The organism is Latilactobacillus sakei subsp. sakei DSM 20017 = JCM 1157 (genome assembly GCF_002370355.1).
Classification (GTDB): domain Bacteria; phylum Bacillota; class Bacilli; order Lactobacillales; family Lactobacillaceae; genus Latilactobacillus; species Latilactobacillus sakei.
This window is the reverse complement of record NZ_AP017929.1, coordinates 338,388-364,084: the sequence shown is the minus strand read 5'-3', so window position 1 is coordinate 364,084 and position 25,697 is coordinate 338,388. Positions and strand designations below refer to the sequence as shown.

Annotated in this window: 22 protein-coding genes; 17 read left to right on the top strand and 5 right to left on the bottom strand. The window is 38.5% G+C overall.

Going from position 1 to position 25,697, the window contains the following annotated elements:
* The first annotated feature begins 171 nt into the window (after positions 1-171).
* From LEUCM_RS01795 to LEUCM_RS01775, 5 genes are read left to right on the top strand one after another with little or no spacing between them, the layout of a single operon-like run.
* Positions 172-423 carry a GlsB/YeaQ/YmgE family stress response membrane protein gene (locus tag LEUCM_RS01795; RefSeq protein WP_025016128.1) on the top strand — a complete coding sequence of 84 codons (252 nt, stop codon included), beginning with the start codon at positions 172-174 and terminating at the stop codon, positions 421-423.
* Between the two features lie 18 nt (positions 424-441).
* Entirely contained in the window at positions 442-999 is a 558-nt protein-coding gene (gene amaP, locus LEUCM_RS01790) for an alkaline shock response membrane anchor protein AmaP (RefSeq protein WP_025016127.1), read from the top strand.
* A gap of 10 nt (positions 1,000-1,009) precedes the next feature.
* Positions 1,010-1,204, top strand: coding sequence for a hypothetical protein (locus LEUCM_RS01785; RefSeq protein WP_025016126.1), 195 nt, complete (start codon positions 1,010-1,012; stop codon positions 1,202-1,204).
* 15 nt (positions 1,205-1,219) lie between these two features.
* Positions 1,220-1,645, top strand: coding sequence for an Asp23/Gls24 family envelope stress response protein (locus LEUCM_RS01780; protein WP_025016125.1), 426 nt, complete (start codon positions 1,220-1,222; stop codon positions 1,643-1,645).
* A 22-nt stretch (positions 1,646-1,667) separates the two neighbouring features.
* Complete coding sequence (locus LEUCM_RS01775) at positions 1,668-2,120, top strand: Asp23/Gls24 family envelope stress response protein (RefSeq protein ID WP_094365867.1); 453 nt, start codon at positions 1,668-1,670, stop codon at positions 2,118-2,120.
* Between the two features lie 48 nt (positions 2,121-2,168).
* On the opposite strand, the gene LEUCM_RS01770 is transcribed toward LEUCM_RS01775, so the two are convergent.
* Positions 2,169-3,608, bottom strand: coding sequence for a catalase (locus LEUCM_RS01770; protein WP_025016123.1), 1,440 nt, complete (start codon positions 3,606-3,608; stop codon positions 2,169-2,171).
* A 170-nt stretch (positions 3,609-3,778) separates the two neighbouring features.
* Positions 3,779-5,272: a helix-turn-helix domain-containing protein gene (locus LEUCM_RS01765; RefSeq protein ID WP_016264433.1), complete on the bottom strand. Its 1,494-nt coding sequence runs from the start codon at positions 5,270-5,272 to the stop codon at positions 3,779-3,781.
* Between the two features lie 391 nt (positions 5,273-5,663).
* Between LEUCM_RS01765 and LEUCM_RS01760 the strand changes: the two genes are divergently transcribed.
* The 6 genes from LEUCM_RS01760 to LEUCM_RS01740 all read left to right on the top strand — a co-directional run bounded on the left by LEUCM_RS01760 (position 5,664) and on the right by LEUCM_RS01740 (position 12,867).
* Positions 5,664-9,062 (top strand): lectin-like domain-containing protein, encoded by a 3,399-nt coding sequence (locus LEUCM_RS01760; protein ID WP_025016122.1) that lies wholly within the window; start codon positions 5,664-5,666, stop codon positions 9,060-9,062.
* Between the two features lie 19 nt (positions 9,063-9,081).
* Positions 9,082-10,110, top strand: coding sequence for a WxLIP family cell surface protein (locus tag LEUCM_RS01755; protein ID WP_016264435.1), 1,029 nt, complete (start codon positions 9,082-9,084; stop codon positions 10,108-10,110).
* The gene (locus tag LEUCM_RS01750; RefSeq protein ID WP_025016120.1) at positions 10,107-11,135 is read left to right on the top strand and encodes a WxLIP family cell surface protein; all 1,029 of its coding nucleotides are present in this window, start codon (positions 10,107-10,109) and stop codon (positions 11,133-11,135) included. The genes LEUCM_RS01755 and LEUCM_RS01750 overlap by 4 nt, the downstream gene beginning before the upstream one ends.
* Positions 11,128-11,283, top strand: a complete 156-nt coding sequence (locus LEUCM_RS09815; RefSeq protein ID WP_016264437.1) for a hypothetical protein — start codon at positions 11,128-11,130, stop codon at positions 11,281-11,283. Before LEUCM_RS01750 ends, LEUCM_RS09815 begins: the two co-directional genes overlap by 8 nt.
* A gap of 171 nt (positions 11,284-11,454) precedes the next feature.
* Entirely contained in the window at positions 11,455-12,339 is an 885-nt protein-coding gene (locus LEUCM_RS01745; RefSeq protein ID WP_025016119.1) for a WxL domain-containing protein, read from the top strand.
* A gap of 111 nt (positions 12,340-12,450) precedes the next feature.
* Positions 12,451-12,867 (top strand): transcriptional regulator, SarA/Rot family, encoded by a 417-nt coding sequence (locus LEUCM_RS01740; protein WP_025016118.1) that lies wholly within the window; start codon positions 12,451-12,453, stop codon positions 12,865-12,867.
* A 41-nt stretch (positions 12,868-12,908) separates the two neighbouring features.
* Here LEUCM_RS01740 and LEUCM_RS01735 read toward each other — a convergent pair whose 3' ends face one another.
* Complete coding sequence (locus LEUCM_RS01735; RefSeq protein ID WP_016264440.1) at positions 12,909-13,922, bottom strand: LacI family DNA-binding transcriptional regulator; 1,014 nt, start codon at positions 13,920-13,922, stop codon at positions 12,909-12,911.
* 255 nt (positions 13,923-14,177) lie between these two features.
* Here LEUCM_RS01735 and LEUCM_RS01730 point away from each other — a divergent pair, with 255 nt between their 5' ends.
* On the top strand, positions 14,178-16,238 hold the full coding sequence (locus LEUCM_RS01730) for a beta-galactosidase (RefSeq protein WP_016264441.1): 2,061 nt from the start codon (positions 14,178-14,180) through the stop codon (positions 16,236-16,238).
* 24 nt (positions 16,239-16,262) lie between these two features.
* The gene (locus LEUCM_RS01725) at positions 16,263-18,185 is read left to right on the top strand and encodes a sugar MFS transporter (protein WP_025016117.1); all 1,923 of its coding nucleotides are present in this window, start codon (positions 16,263-16,265) and stop codon (positions 18,183-18,185) included.
* Positions 18,186-18,249: 64 nt separating this feature from the next.
* On the opposite strand, the gene LEUCM_RS01720 is transcribed toward LEUCM_RS01725, so the two are convergent.
* Positions 18,250-19,308, bottom strand: coding sequence for a LacI family DNA-binding transcriptional regulator (locus LEUCM_RS01720; RefSeq protein ID WP_016264443.1), 1,059 nt, complete (start codon positions 19,306-19,308; stop codon positions 18,250-18,252).
* 170 nt (positions 19,309-19,478) lie between these two features.
* On the opposite strand from LEUCM_RS01720, the gene LEUCM_RS01715 reads away from it, so the two are divergent.
* Both LEUCM_RS01715 and LEUCM_RS01710 read left to right on the top strand, forming a co-directional pair.
* Positions 19,479-20,558, top strand: coding sequence for an SIS domain-containing protein (locus tag LEUCM_RS01715; protein ID WP_025016116.1), 1,080 nt, complete (start codon positions 19,479-19,481; stop codon positions 20,556-20,558).
* Positions 20,559-20,575: 17 nt separating this feature from the next.
* Positions 20,576-22,426: a glucose PTS transporter subunit IIA gene (locus tag LEUCM_RS01710; protein ID WP_016264445.1), complete on the top strand. Its 1,851-nt coding sequence runs from the start codon at positions 20,576-20,578 to the stop codon at positions 22,424-22,426.
* A 56-nt stretch (positions 22,427-22,482) separates the two neighbouring features.
* On the opposite strand, the gene LEUCM_RS01705 is transcribed toward LEUCM_RS01710, so the two are convergent.
* Positions 22,483-23,889 (bottom strand): C69 family dipeptidase, encoded by a 1,407-nt coding sequence (locus LEUCM_RS01705; RefSeq protein WP_016264446.1) that lies wholly within the window; start codon positions 23,887-23,889, stop codon positions 22,483-22,485.
* A gap of 216 nt (positions 23,890-24,105) precedes the next feature.
* Here LEUCM_RS01705 and LEUCM_RS01700 point away from each other — a divergent pair, with 216 nt between their 5' ends.
* Both LEUCM_RS01700 and LEUCM_RS01695 read left to right on the top strand, forming a co-directional pair.
* Complete coding sequence (locus tag LEUCM_RS01700; protein ID WP_016264447.1) at positions 24,106-24,846, top strand: metal ABC transporter ATP-binding protein; 741 nt, start codon at positions 24,106-24,108, stop codon at positions 24,844-24,846.
* Positions 24,843-25,697 (top strand): metal ABC transporter permease, encoded by an 855-nt coding sequence (locus LEUCM_RS01695; protein ID WP_016264448.1) that lies wholly within the window; start codon positions 24,843-24,845, stop codon positions 25,695-25,697. Before LEUCM_RS01700 ends, LEUCM_RS01695 begins: the two co-directional genes overlap by 4 nt.

Here is a 25,697-nt window from a genome sequence, read left to right as displayed (position 1 = left end):
TAAATCTGTAAAGTTAATCGATTACAAATAATGTCAAAGAATATGCTTTTTAAAATTTATAAAATGAATAAGCTGATACTTTTACAAAGTGACGTTGAACTTGCTACATTGGAAGAGAACAAGTAATCGGATTCAATTCGATTATAATATAGTTACGAAAGGATGATTGTTATGTTTCATTGGTTATGGGTTTTAATTATTGGTGCAGTAATTGGTATTATTGCGGGGGCGATCACAAGTCGTGACTTACCTGCTGGTTGGATTGGTAACATCGTTGGTGGGCTAGTCGGTGCTTGGCTAGGTCAAACCCTATTTGGTAGTTGGGGACCACAATTAGCCGGCATGGCATTAATTCCTTCAATTTTAGGCGCTGTAATTATCGTATTCTTAGTATCAATCTTAATGTCACGTAGTAAATCCTAAAGCAAAGGGGCAGACACCATGAACAAATTGACAAAGACTATGATCGGCTTAGCCAGTTTTCTGGGATTATGTCAGGTAGCATGGTTCATTTTGCTCGTTTATCCGCTAGAATTTGTGGATCAGCAAGCCATTAATTTTAACTGGTTGCCGGAACAATGGGTGAACAATATCGGCCTTGGACTAGGTGTGATTAGTGGCTTAATTTTTCTATATCTTCTATTACTCGCGCTGTTCAGTCCGCCGAAAAATCGGCAAATGATTATTAAGACCGATCGGGGCGAATTAGCACTTTCTCGTAAGGCCGTTGAAAAGACGATTTCACAAGCTATTATCTCTAAACATCGTTTAAAGGATGTCTACGTCCAAACAACATTTAAGGGACGCCAACCAAAAGTCAGTGCAGAGATTAAAGCGAAAGTGCTTGATAATAATGATATTGATAAACAAGCAATGGCGGTTAAAGAAACCGCTCAACAAGCGCTACGGCAGGTTTTTGATATGCCAATTAAGGCAGTTAATGTCAAACTTGCACCACTCACGCATGATCAAGGCCGGACACAAAATAAAGTGATTTGAGGTGAGACAAATGAAACGTTCTTATTGGGGCTTTATTGCAGGTGCAGCATTAGCGGCGATTTGGATCGGCTTCGGATTTGTAAGCCTAATTTTAATTTTGATTGCCGGGCTGATTGGCTATATAGCAGCAAGTTTAACGGGTTCTAAAGATGATTTAGAAGGATTTAGATCTCAAGTGAACCGTGTTTTAAAACAAGATAAATAATGGAGGTGCAGCGAAATGGTAGAACAAGCACATTTAGATGACGTATTGGCAAACAGTAAGTTAACGTTCGAAGATGCTGTGATTGCGAAGATTGCTGGCAAAACGGCACAGGACATCGATGGGTTACTATCAATGAACGGCAATTTCTTCAGCGATATCGCTGATCGGTTCAGAACTGATAGTGATCCTACCAAGGGCATTAGTGTTGAAGTTGGCGAAAAACAAGTCGCCATTGATATGACGCTTATCTTGGAATACGGGCGTAATGCGCGCGATGTTTTTGAACGATTGACAGCAGCAGTAACTGAAGCGGTTGAATCAATGACTGGCTTGAGTGTTGTTGAAGTTAACAGCCATGTCAGCGACATTATGACTAAAAAAGAATGGCAACAACAAGGTAGTAACACTAAAAAAAGCGACACTGACAAAAGAGTTCAATAAATAAAAAAAGGGGATTAGAATAATGGATAAGCCAAACAAACCAATGGATAAAATGATGGAAAAACCTAATAAGGAAATGCCAGATCATAACGCACAAATCGAAAAAGAATTAAACTTTTCTGACGGCGTGATCGAAAAAATCGCTGGACAAACTGTTCATGATATCGATGGTGTTTTAGAATTATCAGGCGGCATGATGAGTCAATTAGCAGACCGTTTCAGAGATGAAGAAGACCCAACTAAGGGTGTTGATGCTGATATCGACGATCAAGAAGTGACAATCGAATTAGATGCCATCTTGGAATACGGCAAATCAGCCCCAGATATTTTTGAACAAACAACAGATCAAATCGCCAAATCAGTGCATAAAATGACTGGCTTAAACGTTACGAAAATCAAGATGAACGTTTCTGATTTATTAACGAAAAAAGAGTGGGCGGCAAAACAAGAGACAGGGAAAAAAGATAACGAATAAAAAATAGGTGGTCCCCAAACGGGGCCACCTATTTTTTCGTGTTAGTGATTATTCAAACTGAGCTAAATCTAAGTTTAACGCTGTTGCGACGCGCCGACCATATTCTGGATCAGCTTGGTAAAATTGTTTAACTTCGCGAATTTGAATTTCTGGTTTAGTCACTTGACCAAGATTCATGCGAATATTTTCGATTAAGCGGGTTTGTTCATCGGCTGATAATAACCGGTAAAGTTTGCCAGCTGCTGAGTAATAATCGGGATCGGCAGAGAAGTTGCCAGTTGTACCAGAGAGTTGATCGCCATGAATCTTAGCTGCTGGGACTTCAGTGGGTCCATCTTGACTGTTGGGTTCGTAGTTAACGCCAGTTGCTTGATTTTGGGCCATCGCACCGTCACGTTCGTAATTATGAACGGGGACTTTTGGTCGGTTGACAGGGAGTTGCTCGTAGTTGGCACCAAGCCGGTAACGTTCAGCATCCTTATAGCCAAATAGTCGACCTTGAAGTAATTTGTCGGGTGATGCTTCAATCCCAGGGACTAAGTTAGCCGGTGAGAAGGCCAGTTCTTCGATATCTTCGAAGTTATTCGTTGGATTTTCATCGAGGACCATTTGACCGATTTCGATTAATGGATAATCCTTTTGTGAAATAACTTTAGTAACATCAAAAATATCTTGGGGATAATTCAAGCCATCTTCATAAGGGACGAGTTGGACGGCAACCGTCCAACTTGGATAATCGCCGGTTTCAATTGCGTCGAATAAATCATTTTGAAGGTAATCAGTATCCTTACCAGCGAGTTCATCGGCGAGTTCGTTGCTGAGATTGTGAATACCTTGGTTCGTCTTGAAATGGTATTTAACCCAGAATTGTTCACCTTGTGCGTTAACCCATTTGAAGGTGTGGCTACCAAAGCCGTGCATCATCCGGTAACTAGCAGGAATCCCGCGATCACTCATGAGAATCGTGACTTGGTGGACAGATTCGGGTGACAGGGACCAGAAATCCCATTGCATATCTTGGCTACGGGCATGTGTCCGGGGATCACGTTTTTGAGAGTGGATGAAATCGGGGAATTTTAGTGGATCATTGACGAAGAAGACCGGCGTGTTATTGCCGACAATATCGTAATTGCCTTCTTCCGTATAGAATTTAACGGCGAAACCGCGGACATCGCGGTATGTATCGGGATAGCCGGCTTCACCAGCGACTTGAGAAAAACGAGTGATAAGCGGTGTTTTTTTGCCGACGCCACTGAAAACAGCGGCTTTGGTATATGCGCTCATGTCCTTGGTAACCTTGAAATAGCCTTTAGCGCCAGCGCCTTTGGCATGCACCACCCGTTCAGGGATGCGTTCGCGGTTAAAGTGGGCGAGTTTTTCGAGTAATTGATAATCTTGGATTAAGACGGGGCCGCGTTGGCCGGCAGTTTGCGAATGTTGATTGTCCGCCCACGGTTGCCCCTCGTTAGTCGTTAGTTGATTTGTCATAATATTTGACCTCCTAAGAATAGTTTAAAAACTAGGAACACACTGAAAAAGATTGTGCGCAACTTACCTAGTCACTATAGGACCTTCAACAGGCAACCGTCAAATGAAAGAGCTTGCTCAACAAGTTACTAAAAAAGAACTGCCGAGGTTATCGGCAGTTCTTTTTCGGGTTAGTGGTATTTAGACACGCAATCATGGTTTAGCGTTTTGTAAAAGGTCTTACCATAAACTTGTTGTAGTACGGTGCTAAGGAGGGTCGACCAATCATGTGGATTAAAAATATTGTTGAACAGGAAGAAGTCGCCTTTTAACGTTTCAGAATTTTCGTAACTATCCGAGACAATGAAATCTGCTTGATCGATGCGATCAATAAAGGTGATTGCTGGGCCAAAAACGTCTTGCAAACTTTTGATAATCATATTAGCAGCGTAGAAATTTTTCGTATACTGAACGTTGATTTTCAACGGCTTAATTTGAACGTTGTAGTCCAGTAAGAAGAAAAACAATGAATTTAACATAGTGCCCATCGTGCTGTTCAGTAGTTTAGGGTAAATTTTCGCTTCATCATTGAGAAATTCTTGCAGGGATTTAAAGACGGGATCAGCATTAATATTCTCTTCTTTAAAAGCCGATGTAGAGATACTGAATTCTAAAAAATCAGTAACATCGACGGAGATAAATTCTAAATAAATGAGCGCAATTGCTAGGTAGTAAAACGATTCAAAAAAATGTGTTTCAGTTTGTTCAAGTTTAAACGTGATGAAGAAGTCGCGTAGTAGTAGTTGGATATCGTTTGTAAAGTCGGTGTCGAGGGCCAAAATTGTTTGTGCAATGACAGTTTTATCTGCAGATGTATCGTAATTGGCAACTAGCAAACGCAATAAAGAGCCAAGAAGTAAAGATTCATCTTGTAAAGTTTGTTCTGAGAAACCAGGCAATTCAATCGTAATTGGATTAACGGTATTAACAGCTGTTAGTAATTGCCGTAATTTTGGCGTTAGGTTCACGATGTTTTTTTTCTGGATTAAATCAAAATAAGTGACAGCCTTCAACGTCTCAATTTGATGACGTTGTGAAAAACTTAAGTGGTCTTTGACAGTGAGCGTATATTTTGAGCGGTTCGTGACAAAATCAGGCGATAACCCCCCGCGATAAATTGCGCTATAAGTATAAACCGTCAATATTCTGATGTGGAGTGGATCACCAACAATATTTTGGTTGCCTCTAAACGAAATCGAAACGTGAAAGTGTTGAAAATAACGTTTCAGTGATTTGATGATGTTTTGAATGGTAGATGGCGAGAGATTAACGGCCTCTGATAACGCTTGGATTGAACTAAAGTTGTTCTTAAAAAGAGCGTCCATCACTTGGAATTTAGTGGTGCGCACAATATAAGTGTAACGAAGCTTAAAAATAGTAGCACCAAATGAGCATCCTACAGGATAGACCACACTGTACTGATTGTCGGCCGTAACTAATTTGAGTTGGGGGTCTAGTTCAGTAAGATCTTGCTGAATTTCTTTGAGGTAGCGAATGGCCGTAATTTTCGAAAGTGAGAACTGAAGCATAATTTCTTTAAGTGTCGGAGATTCATCCGCATACTCAATATATTTAAATAACTGTAGGAGGGTAATGGCTTTACTTGATAAGAAGAAATCCTTCATTAATCGGCACAACCTGACTTTTAACGATTTTAGTTAACAAGTTAACTAATTGCACTTGATATTATCAGATTAAATTTAAAATAACAAATTAGCAACTTAGTTGTTTACCCATAATATGGAGCGTAACAACAAAAAATAAATAATTGATACCGAATGGTAACAATTATGTGTTTTTTGCTAAACAGTTACCATGTTATTCTTTGATTATCGACAATGTATATGTGGTTAATTATTCATCCGCAATTTAGTAGCGCGGATTATTGGTTTGATTGTATAGGCCGTAGTGCGTAAATACTTTAGTTAGCTGTTGTCATTAGAAATTTCTTGGGAGGGATAGAACGTGACTTTAAATCAACGAAATATAGTGTTCAGGTTGGTGTTATTGCTGGTAATGAGTCTTCAAATCATCGCCACGACCGGAACGAGTCTTGCTGAAAGTAGTATTAAAGTAGATTCAGATCTTGCGTTAACGTCGGACCAAGAATTATCCAATGAGAAACAAATCATGGTTAAAGTAAGCGACCGAGCAAAGGCACAACGAGATTTAACGCTGACTGTACCGGATGGCGCAACATTTGATGTAACTACCACAGAGAAATTAAATCAAAATCCGACCTATTCAGTCGAATTTGATCCAAAGGACAAAGCAAAACAGATAACGCTAAAAGAAATTATTGGAGATGAACAGAAAACATCTGCTAGTGCATCGACTGTGAATAATTCACTTAAATCAGTTGCTAAAAAAGATTATTTATTAGTTTTTAAAATTGAGGATAGAACAATTCTTAGCAACCAACAATTGAAGTTAGCAACTGCGATGACCAGCAGTCGTTACGAATCTAAGCCACTCGTTTTTAAAGGAATTATTCAGGCCAGTCAATTTTCTAAGGAAGTATTAGAACAGAAAACGGCCGCCAAAGAAACGGAATCACGTTATGCAAATAGTCGAGCTTCAACAGAATATTTACCAGTACCAGATGATACCGTTCCGATGTCAGGGGTTTTAACTCAACAAGTTGGGACAAGTCCGATATATGACAAAGAAAATGATGTGTTACAGATTACAAATAGAACCGGACAAGTAGGTGGTATCTGGTCAAAGAAAAAACTGAATTTTAGTAAAGATTTTGTATATGATTCATACATTTACTTAGGTAATCAAACAAGCAATGCCGCCGATGGTATAACGTTTACCTTTCAAAATGATTCGCGAATGTCTTCGACCCCCAAGAAAGTAATTGCCGGTGGTGGTTTCGCGTTAGGTGTTTACGGGAACTCCAGCAATAGTCGCAATGGTTATGTCAAAAATGCTTTATCCATTGAGTTTGATACGTATATGAATACAGGCTCACGTGATCCAATTGATAAGGAAGTTAATAGTAATAATGGCAAGGGACATATCGCAATTGTGATTCCTAAAGCAAAAAATAATACAGCTTCTGGGAATCATATTAATCCGCAATATCCAAGTGATTATTTATCGAATGGTAAGTGGCGTCGATTTAAAGTAGCGTGGGATGCAACACATAAAGTAATGACTTATGGATTAGAGGGACTTGATGAGCAAACATATCAATTTGAGCCTTCGAAAGTTTTTGGCGCGAATGAAGCATACTGGGGCTTTACAGGTTCTACTGGGAATAAAAGTGCTCTGAATGCAGTCGCTATTTCAGAAATTCCACAAAAAGGATCTCAATTATTAAAAATAAAAGATGAACGAACACAAGAAGTTATTACTGATTTGGGACAAGTAAGACCAGGCGATTCATTAACATATGAATTAGATACTAAATATATTGATGGTCCTGAGGATTGGAGCGATATATTTATTAAATTATTATTGCCAACAGGGATCAAGTACGTTCCTGGAACAATTACATCTGATGGGGCCGTGGTTGGTGACGGTGGTAATGTCAGTGGACAGACATTAAATGTGCCTATTGGCGATTTAAAAACGGATCAAATAAATAAATTGAAGTTTAGCGCAAAAGTTACGAATGATATTGCAGACGGGACTAAATTACTTAATCGTGGTCTTGCCTATAATACGGATTTTGGGGTTCAAAGTAATTTGGTAACGTTACAGATTGATAAGCCGGCGGATCCGGTTCTAACAAAAAAAGTTAGAAATGTTTCAGAGGATGAAAAAGTATTTAAAGATGAAACTAGTGCTTATAAAGATGATACGGTCGAATATGAAGCGGTCGTTAGTTTGGATCCTGGCAAAGATTTATCAGGTGCTATCTTCAAAGATGCAATTGACAATAATTTGACTTTATTGAAGAACGAAATACAAATGCAAATTGAGCAAGAGGATGGTTCCTGGGGGGATCCCCAGAATGTTGCGATTGAGCCAAGTACTGGAGAAATTAAATTAGCAGAAGCGGTTAAAAAACCAACAAAGATTAGATTTGTCTTTAAAGCGACAATTAATTCTGATAGTAAATCAGAAATCGATAATACTTTCTCACTAATTAGTGGTAGTTATGGTGGACCATGGCATTCAAATGTTGCGAAAGTAAAAGTAGGAAAAAAAACACCCCCCACAGTTATCAAAGAGGTCAAAAATTTAACCAAGGCTGATGATGATTTTGCACTAGAAACAGAAGCTGAAGTTGATGACCAAGTTGAGTATCGAATCCAACTGGTTAATCTGTCATCGGTTGATACTAAAGTAGGGACCGTTCTAAAGGATGTTTTGGATTCTGATTTAGGCGATATTCAACAAGTTAAGATTGACTATCTCGATAAAGATGAAAATATTACAGCCACTCAAACTGCCGATTTAACTGATTATCAGGTGACATTGGATCATGTTCTACCGGCTGCGGGACGGGGAATGGCAATTGCTTATATCAAAGCAAAGGTCAAAGAAACCGATAAATCAGTTATTAATAATAAGGCTAGTTTAACAACTGAATTTGGTAAAGGGACTTCTGATAATGCCAAATTGAACATTAAGCAAAGCAAGGGGCGAATCGTAGTTCGTTATCGGGATCGAAAAGATGAAAGCCACAAGTTGGCCGAAGATGAAACCTTTGATGGCAAGATTGGCGATACTAAACTGGTTCAGCCTAAAGTGATTCCAGAAACAGACGGTAATTGGACCGTTGTCGACTCTTCTAATATGACTAATCCAGATTGGGGTTCAACCACGAAACCTGATTGGACATTGGCCCACGATTATACCGTCACTTACGCCAAAGATGAACAAGTCATTACTTATCGGTATGAAGAATCTCACATTGGTATTATTGCCGATAAACGCTGGGATTTTGGTAAACATGATACAACAGCGACTGATCGGAATTACTATCTAAAGGCTAAGACGCAAGATGCTAAGAAACAGCCTTATGAAGTCGGTGTTGAGGATTACTATACTTCCAAAGGTTGGACACTCAATGTTAAACAAGATGATCAGTTCCATACCAATGCCAATGAAAAAATTGGTGGTAGTCAGAAGTTCTTAGATAATGCTGTGTTGAATTTCCATAACGGTCAAATTGCTTTAAAAGAAAGTGATGATATTGGCTCAACCGCACCAGTTTCTAAGTTAACTTCTGAATTTGAACTGGCACCTAAAGGCGCGGCAGTTAATTTAATGACGCACACCAATAAGACACCTGATCCTGGTTACTATGCCGCACATGGCTTTGGGATTTGGGCTTATCAATTTGGGGATGCCCAACAGGCTGATTACAGCATTGGTTTGAAAGTGCCTAAAGCAACAAAACGATTCCCAAGACAATATACAAGCCAATTAACTTGGTCACTAGTAATCGCAGAATAATAAAACGAGGTGCGTACGATTGAAATTTGTTAGACGTTTAATGGCATTGAGCTTGGCTTTTGTGGGCTTGATGCTCTGCCAAATGACACAGGTTCAAGCTGCTGCTCAAACCCAAAAAGCGGACTTTGAAGTGCAGCCCATCTTGCCGGATGAACAAGAGGATTTAAGTTTAAATTACTTCAACATGAGTTTGGCACAGGGACAAACTAAAAAACTCGAAATGCGGATTCAGAATTTTACGGATCACGCAATTACGGTTCATTCCGACTTGAGAAATTCGATGACCCAAGTTGGTGGTGGCGTTAGTTTTCAAGCTAACACTAAAGGGTTAGATCCAAGCTTGAAAGTACCGTTCACTAAAATTGCTAAATTAGATAAAAAGAGCGAGACCATTAAATTAGCAGCTCAAGAGACTAAAATTCTTAAAATGACGGTCAAAATGCCGGAAGATCGAACAAACGGCATGATTTATGGGGATTGGCATTTTATTGAATATCTTCATAAAAAAGGTGGCCAATCATCAGTTGGTAGTAACTATGCCTATTCAGTGGGCGTTGCACTGAAAGGCCAACACTACAAGGTTTACCCCGAATTGAAATATGACAAAACAGAAGCCATGATTTATCGGCGTCATGCTGCAATGGGAATTAAGATCCGTAATACACAACCAATGGTTATTAATAAGGTTAGCGCCAAGGCAGTTGTTTCTAAAGAAGGGCTCTTTTCTTCCAAACATGTTTATACGACTAGCAACCAATCTGTAGCCCCTAACTCAGTGTTAACCCTACCGATTTCGTGGGATTACGAACAGTTGAAACCAGGGAAATACACGATTGATACGGTTGTTCATGGTCAGAATCTCTGGAACAAGTTGCCATTGACTTGGCGCTTCAAGAAGAGTTTTACGATTAAGGCCGATGATGTCAAAACCGTTAATGCACAAGCGCTTAAAAAGCCAAAGAATAAGTGGGCTTATGTGGCAACTGCCAGTGGGGTCTTAATGCTAGTGTCAGTAACCGGATTGGTCAAAGTATTGAGACGCTCATGAAAAAGCGGTACTTAATCATCAGTATAATGCTCGCTTTTTGGGGATTAATGCGCCAGGCAACACCGCAACTAGTGACGGCAGCAACAGCTGATGCTAAACAGAAAGTAACATTTATGATTTATCCAGAAATACCGAAGGATAATCTTGGGGGGAATAAGCTCGGCTACTTCAATCTTAAATTAAAACCAAATGCTGAGAAGACTTTAAAAATTAAGGTCTTTAACCCAACGAATAAGCCAATTACGGTTAAAGTTAGCGCCAAAGATGCGCAGACTGCAGACGATGGTCGAATTGATTACTTGTCGGATGATCCGGTTTCTAAAAAACTTTTGCCAGAGCCGGGGAGTCAATATGTCCATTTCAAACTACAAGTGGTTGTTCCCCCTAACGCTCAAAAATCGGTAAACGTAAAAGTTAAGATGCCAAACACTGCTTTTAAAGGCAAAAAAGCACTCGCAATTAATTTAGCAGCGATGGGGCCAACGGGTGGCAGTATCAACAACCGTTATGTATACGCAGTTGGTGTTACTTTAAATGGCACAAAAATGGCAACTGAAAAATTACACCGGATAGAGATGCCTAAGATGCAGACAGGTTTTGTTGATAAGAAAGCAGCCTTACAGTTTAAGGTTACTAATCCCGATCCGGTTTTCCTCAAAAAGGGCCATTTATCAATCAAGTTAACCAATCAGAAGTTAGGCTTTTTCAATTACAAGCTGGATTTGAAAAAAATGCATATCGCACCTAATTCGACCTTTAACGCTAATTTGTTATTGGGTGGCAAACGGTTGGTAGCAGGACGCTACACTATGGTTGCTCACTTTAAGAGCGATCAATATCAACATCAAATTAAGAAAACCGTTCAAATTACTAAAACAGATGCGCGCTACATTAATGAGCATAATCCGAACTATCAAAAAAGGCGTCGTATCTTACTAGTTGCTGTTACTATATGTGCCTTATTAATAGTGATATCAATTTATAACATTCGGAAACATGGAAGTAGGGATTCAAAAAATGATTAATAAATTAATCGATAAGTATAACTATTCAACCGTTAAATATACGTTCATTGCACTAACCACACTGACGACCATCTTATTTCTGGTGAGTCTAGCCTTCGCAATTGTGAGTTATATCAATTTTAATACGTATACCACGCTAACGATGTAAGACAGTACTGGCTGCGCTGATCATTAGTTTTGGGTTATCAGCCGTAAAAATACCCGTCAAATTAGCCAATCATTTGACAGATGGACCATCTAAATTCGTTATAACGACACATAACGTGTCTTATAAAAAAACGTGCTTAGAGCACAAATTATATCTAGGGAGGAATTTCAAATGAAATTCACAAAATTAACTAGTGCAGCTTTAACAGCCGGCACAATCTTAAGCATTCTTGCACCAACAGCAACATTCGCTGCTACAGCAGAACACGATGCTGACGCTAATGGCGGTACAGAATTACCAATGTCTGACAAGACTGAAGTTGGGATCTCATTTGGTGATAACACTGATAACGGGAATACTGGCTACTTACGTTTACAAATGGTACCGCACGTATTAGATTTTGGTAACCATACAGAATTCTTATCACAATATCCAACATTTGATGCTACTGGTCATAACGTAAGTACCGATAGCAATGATCGTCATGCTTCATACAAGAACACAGATACCAATTTAACAGCAACTTTAAATACAGAAGACCCTAAATTAGAAGATGTTAAAGGTAAAGCATGGGCAACAGTTGTTGATAAACAAGTCACTCGTGAAAACAATGATCCAGAAGGCGAAACTGCTAAAACAACAAAGAAGAGTGGTACATGGCAATTAAAAGTTAAATCAGATGATGCTTTAACAGCAACTGAGAACGGTGAAACAATCAATAATGCTAACCTATTGCTTAAAAATACTGCTTATGGTCGGACATTAGATGTTCCTAAATTGACAAATGAAGCCCAAGATAGTGGTTTCCAAGCTGACACAACTATTGATAATGACGACGTATCAACAATTACGAATAATGTGTCATTATCATTAGATGGCACAAGTCCAGAAGTTGAAGTTGCTAACGCTGCTGATTCTGAAGGACAAGGTGCTAACGTCTTTGGTTGGGATCGTTCAGACATCAACTTAACATTGCCAAAAGATTCAAAAGTTGGTAATAACATCTATACAGCTCATTTAACATGGACATCATACACAGGTGTTACAGCTTCATAATATTGTTTGAATGTAAAAAAGGATTCTGGCTATCCAGAATCCTTTTTTAGCAAAACAGATTAACATGACTAAATATAGCGATATGTTAAGAGGAATGTGTGGTGAACATATATGGGGAAGAATACATTAGCATTTTATGAAGCGATTCAGCAGCTAGATAATATGAGAAGGTCCCTTAATGAGCCGTGCGAGGCGTATCACATTTCATTTGAACAGTTTGTTCTGATGAAACGGATTGCTGTCGCAGGTGGTATTAGGCCAACGAAATTGAGTGAGGATTTGCGTATCTCAAGAGCGGCCGTGAGCCGAAAATTGACGCAGCTCTATTATAGCAATTATTTGTCTAAAGAACGCAGTGGCGTTAATGAAGATCAGCGCGTCGTTACAATTGCGTTAACGTCAACTGGAGAAGAGGTTGTTAAGAAGATAGATAAATTCTATAAAGCTAAGCTAGCAACACTCACAGACCCAGTAGAAGAAGTGCAGTCAACTGCAAAAATTTTTGAAACGTTGAGTCAAATAGGTTAAATTTTAATATCATGAAAAAACACCCAATTAATGGGTGTTTTTTATTTTAGCAAGGAAGAATGGTTTAAGAAGCTTTTTCGATAGATTAAATCAGCATCAATTAAAATTGTTTTTCGCATTTTAGTAGGAAAAATAATGTTTTCTTTGAGTGTATCAATTGCTACTTTGGCGAGTTGGTCAGTATCAATTCTAAACGTTGTTAGAGGTGGTGAAACATACTTAACGAGATCGATATCGTTGATACTAATAATTGAAGTATCTGTCGGTACGGTAATTTTATTTTCATTAAAAGCTTGTAAAACACCAACTGACAATAAATCAGATGCAATCAAGAAACCGTTAGGTAGAGGCTGACTGTCAAGGTTAGCAACTATCATTTTACCTAGTTCATAGCCAGTTTTAACGGAAAAATCATCACCAATATAGATGGCTTCTGGATGATAGATGCCTAGTTCGCGGGTATAACTTTCAAAGTACTTCTGACGGGGATCCTTTAATTGGGTCAGTGCTTGGTTAGCATGCCAAAAGGAACCGCCAATAAAACCAATCAGTTTAAAGTTAGTTTTAATAAATAAATCAATTGCTTGTTCAGTGATTGTTTCTAGATTAGGTTGAACTGCGTTGAAGCGATGGGGATCTGGATTGGCATCTATAAAAAGGCAGTTACTAGATTGATTTGCAAGAACGTCCAATTCCTCTGAGTTAAATTGGCCAATGGCAATTAAACCATCTATTTTATCGGGGATATCAGTGACATTTAAATAAAAATCAAGAATAATATTAGTTTGATTACTGTAATGAACAATACTTTGCCGAAGATTACTGTAATAAACGTCTTCCAGCTCTTTTTGAGGAGAAATAGCAAAAATGACACCTATGTTATAAGGATTCTTCTTAATATTACTAATTTGTTGATAGTTAAGATTGCGAGCAGTTTCTAGTATTTTATTACGGGCAGTGTCTGAAATTGAAAATGTCGGGTCATCGTTTAATAATCTGGAGACCGTAGCAGGTGAATAACCAGCTTTAGCAGCAATTTCGCGAATTGTCGTCATGAAAATCAACTCCTGTAAAGTAAGATGTGTACATAATTATGTAAGCGGTAACGATAACTAAATCATAGCATACTTTTACGAAAGATAAACTACTATATTATTGATTTGTAGCGGTATAAACACGGTAAACAAGAGTTAATTTTTGTTTACTATGTTTTAGTAATTAATTTATGAAAACGCTTGCTGATGATATTTATAATCATTATGCTAGGGATAGATTAAAAATGACTTTCAAAAAAGGTAGGTAAAAATCATATGGTAAGGGACTTAAAAACAACCGTTTTTTTACACGGTGGGGATTATAATCCGGAACAATGGCAATCTCAGCCAGATGTTGTGAAAAATGATTTTAAGGCTTTTGAGCAAGCTAAAATTAATACATTCTCATTAGGGATATTCTCGTGGGCTAAGTTAGAACCGAAAGAAGGGCAGTTTGATTTTTCTTGGTTGGATCAAATATTTAAACAAGTAGCTGATCAAAAAGGAAAAATAATTCTAGCAACGCCCAGTGGTGCTAGACCCAGATGGTTAGCCGAGAAATATCCCGAGGTACTTAGGGTTAACGAACAGGGCCAACGATTACAATTTGGGGAAAGACATAATCATTGTTATACGTCGCCGATTTATCGCGAGAAAGTCCAAATTATTAATCGTAAGTTGGCGGAACGCTATGGTCATAGTGGATTAGTTATTTTATGGCATATTTCAAATGAATATGGTGGTCAATGTTATTGCGAACTGTGTCAGTCAGCTTTTAGAGAATGGTTAAAACGTAAGTATCAAACATTAGATAATCTAAATAATGCTTATTGGAATACATTTTGGAGTCATACGTATACAGATTGGCAGCAAGTGCAAGCGCCAATGCCAAATGGTGATACTGGTGTATTAGGGCTAAATTTAGATTGGCGTAAATTTGTAACAGACCAAACAATTGATTTTTATGAGTCTGAAATTCAACCGCTAAGAGAGATAACCCCAGAAATGCCAGTAACGACTAATTTCATGGGTGGTAATCCACCAGAATCACACGTGTTCTATGACCTGGATTATCAGAAATTTGCCAAACATGTCGATGTTATCAGTTGGGATTCTTATCCTAATTGGGCTAATGGCTACGAAAGTACGGCGCACTTAGCCATGAAAACAGCATTGATGAATGATGTGATGCGCGGTCTTAAACAATCAAATTATTTAATTATGGAAAGTACACCCTCACAAGTAAATTGGCATCCTTACAATCGTTCAAAACGCCCAGGCATGCATGAAATGGCTAGTTTACAGGAAATTGCGCATGGCGCAGATTCAATACTATACTTTCAACTTCACCAATCATTAGGGGCTTCGGAAATGTTTCATGGTGCTGTGATTAGTAATCAAGTGGAAACAAAAGGTAGAGTTTTCCGGGATGTTATGAAAGTAGGACAGGATTTAGAACAATTAAAAACAGCTAAAAATACAAAATATCAAGCAGCAAAAGTAGCAATTGTTTTTGATTACGCTAATATGTGGGCGTTAGATGATGCTCGTAATTACGCGGATGAAACGAAGAAATATTGGCGGACAATCAGCGAACATTATCGCTATTTCTGGGAAAATGATATTGCCGTGGACATTATCTCGACTGAACAGGATTTAACGGATTATCAATTGGTCATTGATCCAATGCACTTTTTAATGAGTAATGACTATGCTGAAAAATTAGCAGCATATGTGAAGCAAGGTGGACAGCTTGTCGGAACTTATATAACAAGTGTTGTGGATGTGTCCTTTTTAACACACCAAGGAGGCTGGCCACAAGCCTTGAAAGAAAGTTATGGGATTACAATTCAAGAGACTGATACACTCTATCCACAACAATCAAATCATGTATTGATTGGAAATAAAAGTTATCAAGCAAAGGATTATTGTGAAGTTGTATCAGTAGTGGATGCAGAGACTATTGGCACTTATGAAAATGATTTTTATAAAGGAACACCGGCGCTTACGAAAAACAGCTTTGGTAAAGGAATAGCCTATTATCAAGCTTGTCGCCTAGAGGATGATTTTTTAGATGATTTCTACGCCAAAATAACACGAAAATTAGGACTCAAAGCGCAATTACCATTAAAAGAAACGAACCCTACCGTTTCTATTCAAGTTAGAGAAGACAAGCATGATCGGTATTATTTTATGATTAATTTTAGCCATGAACCTATTACATTAGAAGTAACGAGAGACTTGGTGGACGTATTGACGTCTGATCATAAAATTACAAACGGGCCTATTAAACTAAGCGCTTATGAGGCCAGAGTCTTTTCAGAGGCAATCAAATAAAAAATAGATTAGGGAGGTATTAAGATGGAAAAACAGCAAACGGCTAAGAAAAAGTTAACGTGGCCACAGTTAAAGGAACGAATTGCATTTGCATTGGGGAATTTGGGGCATTCCGCCTTTTATGGGGCATTAAGTACGTATTTTATTGTTTATGTCACTAGTGGGATGTTTACGGATCTTAGTCCCAAAGTGGCTAATCGGTTGATTGGTTTAATCACCACACTAGTCGTGATTATCCGACTGGCAGAAGTCGTCGTTGATCCAATCCTGGGGAATATTGTTGATAATACAGAGACTCGTTGGGGAAAGTTTAAACCTTGGCAAGTGATAGGGAGCGTTGTCAGTGCAATTTTACTTGTTATTATTTTTACAGGGATTTTTGGATTAGCTAAGGTAAATTGGCTCCTCTTTGCAATAGCGTTTGTAATCATTTTTATTATTTTAGATGTATTCTATTCCTTTGCCGATGTGGCCTATTGGGGCATGGTGCCCGCTATCAGTGGAGATAGTAAAGAACGTGGTATTTTTACAGCATTGGGTAGTTTTACAGGCTCTATTGGTTGGAACGGGTTAACGATGATTGTTGTTCCGATTACGACATACTTTACTTACCTGGCAACAGGAAAGCATGATCAAGGGCCTCAAGGCTGGTTAGCCTTTGCGATTATTGTTTCAATAATTGCAGTCCTTTCAGCGTTAGCAGTTGCGTTTGGCACAACGGAAAAAAATGACGTTATTCGGCAGGCGGCTAGTCAAAAAACAACAATTAAGGATGTTTTTGTAGGAATCGCCAAAAATGATCAGATTCTTTGGATTAGCTGTGCTTATCTACTATATTCACTTGCTTACGTTGTTACAAATGGGGTTTTATTCTATCTATTTAAATTTGTGATTGGACAACCTGGTGAATTCTGGATAGCTGGCGCAGTGGCAACAATTGTGGGCTTCTCAACAGCGCCATTATATCCACTTTTAAATAAATTTATTCCACGTAAAATGTTATTCTTAGTTGGACAAATTTCGATGATTCTATCATATATTATCTTTATTTTTGCTAGTACAAATATGGCATTATTAATTGTCGGCTTAGTCCTCTTTAATTTCACTTTTGCACAGCTCGTAATTGTTTTATCGTTAACAGATGCGATTGAATATGGTCAATTAAAAAATGGTAATCGTAATGAAGCAGTTGTCTTGGCTGTACGTCCAATGCTGGATAAGATTACAGGTGCATTTTCAAATGGGATTGTTGGAACGATAGCGATTATGGCAGGAATGACTGGGAGTGCAACGGCCGCTGATATGACGGCAAAAAATATTCACACTTTTGAGCTATTCGCCTTCTACACACCATTGATTTCATCAATTTTAGCGTTAATTGTATTTATGTTTAAGGTTAAAATTACTGAAAAGAAACATGCTGAAATTGTGACTGAGCTAGAGAATCGTTTAGCAAAAGGCCACTTACCTAGTGATAATGATAAGGTTTTGACGGGCATTACGACTAAAATTCTAGCGCCTGTTGATGGACAGTTATTAACGTTAGATGATGTTCCAAATGGTTTTGAGGGGAAAGGCTTTGCAATTCAACCAACAGAGGGACATATTTACGCACCATTTGACGGACATATTAAATTTACTTTTTCGACGCGGCATACATTAGGAATTGTCTCGGATAATGGCCTGGAGATGATTATCCATGTTGGTTTGGAGACCGTTAATATGCGAGGTGAGGGATTTGTCACTCATTATGTTGACGGCCAAAAGATCTCGGCAGGGGATTTGCTACTCAGTTTTGATCAACAACTAATTCACGAAGCAGGTTATGATGACATTGTGATTAATTTCTTTACACAACCTAAACAAATGAGAACGTTGGAGAACTTACAGGCTAAATCGGTCACTCATGGGGAATCGATTTTAGAAGTAATCATGATGGAAAAATAGTGATAATAAAAACGAGTTAACCTATTAGGGTTAACTCGTTTTTTTAATACTGATTTATTTTTGTTTAGCAAGATTCGCCCAAAATCAACTTAGGCGTAATATCTGGTAGTGAGGTTTGAAGGCTTTGCTTTTCTAAAGTAGCAATCAATAACTGTGCGGCTGAGTTACTGAGGGCTTCAATATTATGGTCAACTGATGTAATTCTTGGGATGCTAAACGCATTTTCTTCGAAGAATTCACAGCTTCCTAATGCAAATTCTGAAAAATCAAGATTAGTAAGATCTTTAATACCTCTTAAAAAGCCCATAGCAACACGATCGTTAATAGCGACAACTGCATCAAAGGAGAGTTGCGATTGAATAACGTGTTTTGCAGCATTGTAGCCGTCTTGAAAATAGAAATTATTATTAAAAATATAATCATCGGAAATGGGAACGTTATTTTCGAGAAGAACCTCTTTAAAAGTATTTGTTCGATCGTTTGTGATCCATGCTGATGCATTACCACCGATGAAAATAAACTGATGATGCTTCTGCTTAAGCATATAGTTAACTAAGAGTTTGGTTGGAATAATCTGGTCTCGATTTAGATAAGTGAGATTTTCAGAATTTGGTAACTCAGTGATATTAGCACGTCCGACGATGATTGTTGGCATTTCGCTGATTAAATTCTCAAGAGTCTTGAGATAGTCTTGAGGGATGTTGAGACGATCAATGAGACCACCTAAAATAATGGTTGCGTCAAAGTGATTTTCACGAATTTGGTTTACAATTTTGGTTTCAATGGCTAAGACAGAGTCCTTATCAGTTGTTAGCGCAGTTTGTGAATCAAATAGAGATAGTGTGTAACCAGCAAGTAGTAGTCGTTTTTCTAAAATAGCAACGAACTGATTAAAATATGGATTAGTAATATCAGAAACGATAACGGCAATCATATTTGTTTTTTTTGAGACCATTCCACGGGCAATCATACTAGGTTGATAGTGGTATTCATTGATAACTTTGCTAACTTTTTTTTGAGTTGCATCAGCAACACTAGGATCATGATTAATGACTCGAGAAACAGTGCTTACTGAAACACTAGCTAATTTAGCGATGTCTTTAATTGTAATGTTTTTATTCATTGGGATCCTCGATATTTTTTATTTAGTTCAGTTTACCATTAAACGAAAGGTTCGTCAGCAGCGTTTAAGATAACGTTACCAATTCATTTAAGAAAACGCTTGCCAAAATGCTTATATAGATATATACTCTGTTTGTGGAAACGTTACCACAAAAATGGAGGAAATTAATTATGGATCAAAAACCAACAATGATGACTTACATTAGAGAAGAAGCAGAATACCTTAAAAATATGCTTAATCATTATCCAAATAATATACCAACAATTGATGGTCGAGAATGGTTATTACTAGCGACAGGCTCCAGCATTAATGCCGCTTATAGTGCAAAATATTATATTGAGCATTTAACAGATGTCATTATTGAAATAGAAGAACCATTCAAATTTCACTATTATGAAAAATTACGCCCAGCAATTGATGTCGTTATCGGGATTTCCCAGAGCGGTGAGAGTACTTCGACTATTGATGCGCTAAAAAAGATTAAATTGGAACGTCCTACTGTTAGAACATACGCAGTAACTAGCAACCTTACAAGTGAAATAACACAAGTTGTTGATAGGGTTATTGATATTGAAATGGGAGAAGAACGAGTAGGCTATGTGACTAAAGGTTTCTCTATGACGACATTTAAGTTGATGCTGATGGGGCTGAAAACGGCTAGAGAACGTGGCCAAATCACTTCAGAACAAGAGCAATTAGAATTAAAACAATTTGCAACTGCAATTGAAGAAATTCCTAATATTATTAATAAAACGGAAACATTCTTTGAACGTCGGCAAGCAGAGTTTAGTAAAGCAACTCGTTTTACTGCACTTGGATGTGGTTCAGTAATGGGAACAGTGCTAGAAATGCAAACCAAATTCTGTGAAACGGTCAGAGTGCCTAGCCAAGGAATGGATATTGAAGTATTTATGCATGGCCCCTATTTAGAAGTTAACCGCAATCATCAGATGTTCTTTATTGAAAGCAATTCGCCAGTCAATGATCGATTAACTAGGTTAAAAGAATATGAAACGCAATACGTGGATAATTTATATACAATCACTTTAAATGATACGGTAGATGAACGCACAATTGCTTTAGATTTGAGCCAAATTGATGAATATAAAGCACCATTGTTTACGATTATTCCGTTCCAAGTGCTTGCACACCATATTGCTGAAGAATTAGGGCGAAACTTAACACAGAGAATCTATACCGACTTTGGTGTTGCAATGCAAAGTAAAACAAAACCTGGTAATTATGCCTGAAAATGGAGGGGTATGAAATGACACAATCATATAAGGAAATTTCAAAAAATATTATTGAAGGTGTGGGTGGAGAAGAAAATATTAAAAGCCTAACACACTGTGTAACACGATTGAGATTCGTTTTAAAAGATACTGCTAAAGTAAAACAAGATATGCTAGAACAAATGCCAATTGTGATGACTGCACTTAGTACCGGTGGTCAATATCAAGTTGTTATTGGACCTAAGGTAACTGATGTCTACGATGCAGTAATGGTTGAACTTGGAAATTTAGAGGATAATACCAATGAACCTGAAGAAAAGAAAAAACTATCAGACCGTTTATTGGCGACTATTTCGGCAATTTTTACACCCTACATTAATATCTTAGCTGCTGCTGGGGTTTTAAAAGGGCTTGTTATTCTGATACAAATGATGCATTTATTTGGTGAAAAATCATTAGTCTTAGCTGTTTTAAATGCTTTAGCTTCAGGCGTATTTACAATGCTACCAATTTTTATCGCAATTACTGGTGCAGAGAAATTTAAAAGTAATAAATATACAGCTGTCGCTTTAGCTGCAGCGTTGATTTATCCGCTAACAGCTGCAGATATACCTGCTAATGTTATGTTAGGCTCATTAGCAATTCCACTAAAAGTGTATGGCGGAGCGGTATTGCCAACGATTTTTGCCGTTTACTTCTTATCAATTATTGAAAAATGGTTGAAAAACATAATTCCAGAAGTTGCGAAACTTGTTTTTGTACCAACACTAGCATTATTAATTACTGGGTTTGTAACATTCCTTGTAATCGGACCATTGGCGAACTATGTAGGTGTTGGAATTGCTAATGTTTATACTTGGCTATATAATCTAAGTCCTGTTATTTCAGGTGCGATCTTAGCTGGTGTTGGACAATTCTTCGTTATTTTTGGGATTCATTGGGGGATCATTCCCTTGGGACAAATTAATGTTCAAGTATTGGGGTATGATACGATTATGGCCATGTTTATGTCTGCTGTTTTCGGGCAGTTTGGTGCAGTAGTCGGCTCAATCTTTACGAGTCGTAACTCCGATGAACGCCAAATTTCAATCTCTGCTTCAATCTCTGCTCTATTTGGGATTACAGAACCAGCATTATATGGCGTTAACGTTAAAAAGAAATATCCGTTTGTTGCGGGGTGTATTGGTGCCGCAGTCGGCGGGGGAATTACTGGATTATTAGGGGTTAAACTTTATGGATTTGCACCAGTCCTTAATATCTTTATGCTAGGAATGTTTAATGGACCACAATCTAAGATGATTTATGAAGTAGTAGCTGTTACTGCCGCATTTTTAATTGCTGCAATTTTAACCATTATTTGGGGTCGGCGTTACGCTAAACATAGTCAACATAGTGATGTGTATGTTTCAACTGAGGTTAATAATGATACTAAATTAGAATTGCATGCACCAGTTACAGGAGAAGCTATTGCAATTACTGAGGTTAGTGATCCGGTGTTTGCCAGCAAAATGATGGGTGATGGTTTTGCTGTTAAACCAGATAATGGTCAAATCTATGCACCAATTGAAGGTGTTATAACATCAGTTTTCCCAACAAAACATGCAATTACACTAAAAGGTAATAATGGTGTTGACGTGTTATTGCATATGGGGATTGATACAGTGGCCTTAAAGGGACAAGGATTTGATATTTTAGTAACGGAAAATCAAAAAGTAACCACGGATACACAATTAGCTAATATCGATTTAACGTTTTTAGCAAGTGAAGGTAAAGATGATAGTATTATGGTTATCTTCCCAGAAAACTTAAACGGTGAAGTAAATGTCAAAAAAGGTCATTACACTGTAACTGATATGGTGGGCGAATTTAATAAAGGTGAGTCATAATAAATAAAAAAATGAGCTTCAGACAAATATTGTCTGAAGCTCATTTTTATGACTAATTAGTCATTCAAGTTATAACGTAATTTCATGTGTTCTGATCCTGAGATCACCATTTCGCCTAATAGTTTTGTTTGGCGTTGGAGTGATTCTGTTGCTAGTTTGTTGTTGGCTTCTTCCAAGAAGGCAATGGCATCTTTTTGACCGTCAAAGGCTTTGTCAGTTGCGTTTTGGATTTCGTGATAAGCGCTCATTGCTTCTAATTCGAAGGTATTACGCATATCAACGTAGAAGTCATAGTCTGTATCGCCAAGTAAGGCTGTTGTACAGCTCAACCAGTACATATTGTTAAGGTCGAATGTTCCTGTCGCATTCTTGTATGATTCAGGTGTGTCATTAACGTTGGCGTAAAATGGCACAACTGTATTGAAGGTATTAGCACCGTAAGCTAACCAGTGAATACCAGCGATTTCAGCAGGGACGTTGTTACGAACTTGTAAAATGTGCACATTGTGGTTCCGGTTAATCCCGATAGGACGGAAGCGTGTTTTAACGTCTTCTGGTGCGCTACCGTAAGGATCGTATTCCGTATTTTCAAAGTGGGCGCTCAAGACAAACTTAACGTCTTCGATTGAAATTTTACGGTTGGCATGGCAGATGAATGGTAAATCATGGTCCATAGGATCTTGTTTGATTTCTGGGTTGAAATATTGTTGACCATACCAAGTACGAGGGTTGTTATAAACGGTATCTTTGATGGTTGCACTACCGAAAATGTGACGGAGGTTGTAACCTTCAAAGTCTGGGTTTAAGTTATTATCATCAATTAATGCTTTTAAATCAGCTGAACAAAGTGTGTTGTCTGAGCCAAAGGCAAAGTGATCGATGTTCATGCGGTTAGGTGCAACCACGTAAGCATCATCAGGGATGCGAACAGCAGCCCAGTGATGACCACCAATTGTTTCAAGCCACCAAACACTGTCTTGATCAGAAAAGGCAATTCCGTTTGGTTCGTATGTGCCGAATTCTTCGAGAAGCGCGCCTAAACGTTCAACCCCTTCTTTAGCACTGTGGATGTAAGGCAATACTAAAGTAACGATATCTTCTTCACCGATACCACCGGGAACAAGTGGGTCTAATCCTTGAATACGAGGGTTAGTTGTAATTGTTTCGGTTGCTGACATTGTGACGTTTTCGCTGTTGATCCCAGCAGCTGGCCAGATGCCGTTTGTGAGTAGTGAGTTAGGAATTGATGTATAACGCATTGGGTTATCAGGTAATTTGATTTGCACACCACTGATTACGGCTTGGTAATCGCGTGGTTGGTCTTCTGGATTGACGACAACAAAACGTTGAGGATCTAGAGCTTCGTGACCATCATCATTTCTAGAAATCATTGTTGAACCGTCGATTGAAGCTTTCTTGCCGACTAAGACTGTCGTACATGAACCCTTAATTGGTTTTTTCATTATTAAAACACTCCTTATCGATTTATTAGTACTAGTATAGCGCTTTTGGAGGGGAAAGTGTGGGATTTAGAGTGAATTCATGTGAAAAAATTATTAATCAAGTGTAAGTCGGCTCTTAATATTTTTAGCCTAGGCTAAAATATTTGTTAATTATATTAAAATCGGTTATGCTGATAGATGTTAAGTTAGGTTCGCCTAAAAGAATGGAGGCTCTTTATGTTATCAATTAAGAACCTCACCGTTGCTTACGATGACACACCAGTATTTACTGATGTTGCCGTTCACTTTGACGCAGGCAAAATCACTGGTATCATTGGACCAAACGGTGCGGGAAAATCAACGCTGATTAAAGCAATTTTAGGGTTGGTTAAAGCACGGCAAGGCTCAGTTTTATATCAAGGAAAATCAATGCGAGCTGTCCAAAAGCAGGTCGCATATGTTGAACAGCGCAAGGACCTAGATTTGAATTTTCCAATCAACGTTTTTGATGTTGTATTGACGGGCACGTACGGCAAGTTAGGTCTGTTTCGTGATCCAGGGAAGCAGGCAAAAGCCGCTAGTCGAGCGGCGCTAGAACAGGTAGCCCTCGGTGATTTTGAACGCCGCCAAATTGGTCAGCTGTCAGGTGGCCAATTGCAACGGGTTTTCGTGGCCCGCGCAATTGTGCAGGAAGCGGAGATCATTATTTTAGATGAACCCTTTGTCGGTATTGATTTGCAAAGTGAGACTGCAATCATGGCCATTATGAAACAGTGGCGTGATGCAGGTAAGACGATTATTGTTATTCATCATGATTTGAATAAAGTGTCACAGTATTTTGACGATTTAGTGGTTATGAATCACGGTATCGTGGATTATGGGCCCACTGATCAAGTTTATAACGCCCAGAATATTGAGCGTGCATTTAGTGCGGACTTATCTGCCGTCTTGTTTGAAAAACAGGAGGTAGACCAATGACTAGTATTTCAGCATTTATTGGCGCATTAGGGCGCTACGAATTTTTACAAAGTGCATTATTAACCGCCATTATGGTCGGAATTATGTCGGGGATTATCGGAAGCTTCATCATATTGCGAGGGATGTCCTTGATGGGCGATGCGATTTCGCATGCCGTGTTACCTGGCGTGGCCGTTGCCTATATGTTGGGGATCAATGTGCTAGTTGGCGCATCCGTATTCGGTATTTTAGCGGCGGTCTTGATTGGCTTTGTCGCGACCCACAGTAAAATTAAGACGGATACGTCAATCGGAGTCGTTTTCAGTGCGTTTTACGCATTGGGCTTTATTCTGATTTCGATGGCAGAAAGTGCGACGAATCTCCATCATATTTTATTCGGTAATATTTTAGCAGTGAGTGATCAGGATATTATGACGACCGCGATTGTATTAGGCATCGTTATCTTATTTGTTTCATTCTTCTATAAGGAATTATTGATTACCTCATTTGATGAAACCTACGCCAGAACTTACGGGCTCAAAACGCAGGTCTTACATTATGGCTTGATGCTGGTTTTAACGTTAGTGACAGTTTCAGCATTACAAACGGTCGGGATTATTCTGGTAGTGGCGATGTTAATTACACCTGCTGCGACGGCCTTTTTATGGACTAATAAACTCGTGACGATGCTCTTTTTATCAGCTGGGATAGGGGCAGTTGCGGCAATTAGTGGGCTGTATTTCAGTTATACCTTCAATTGGGCGTCTGGCCCGGCAATTGTCTTGATGGCCGCTGTTTTATTCGCGATTTCGTTTATTTGCGCACCCAAGCAAGGCTTTTTGAAATGGCGTTCAGCTAAGGGAGGGCAATAA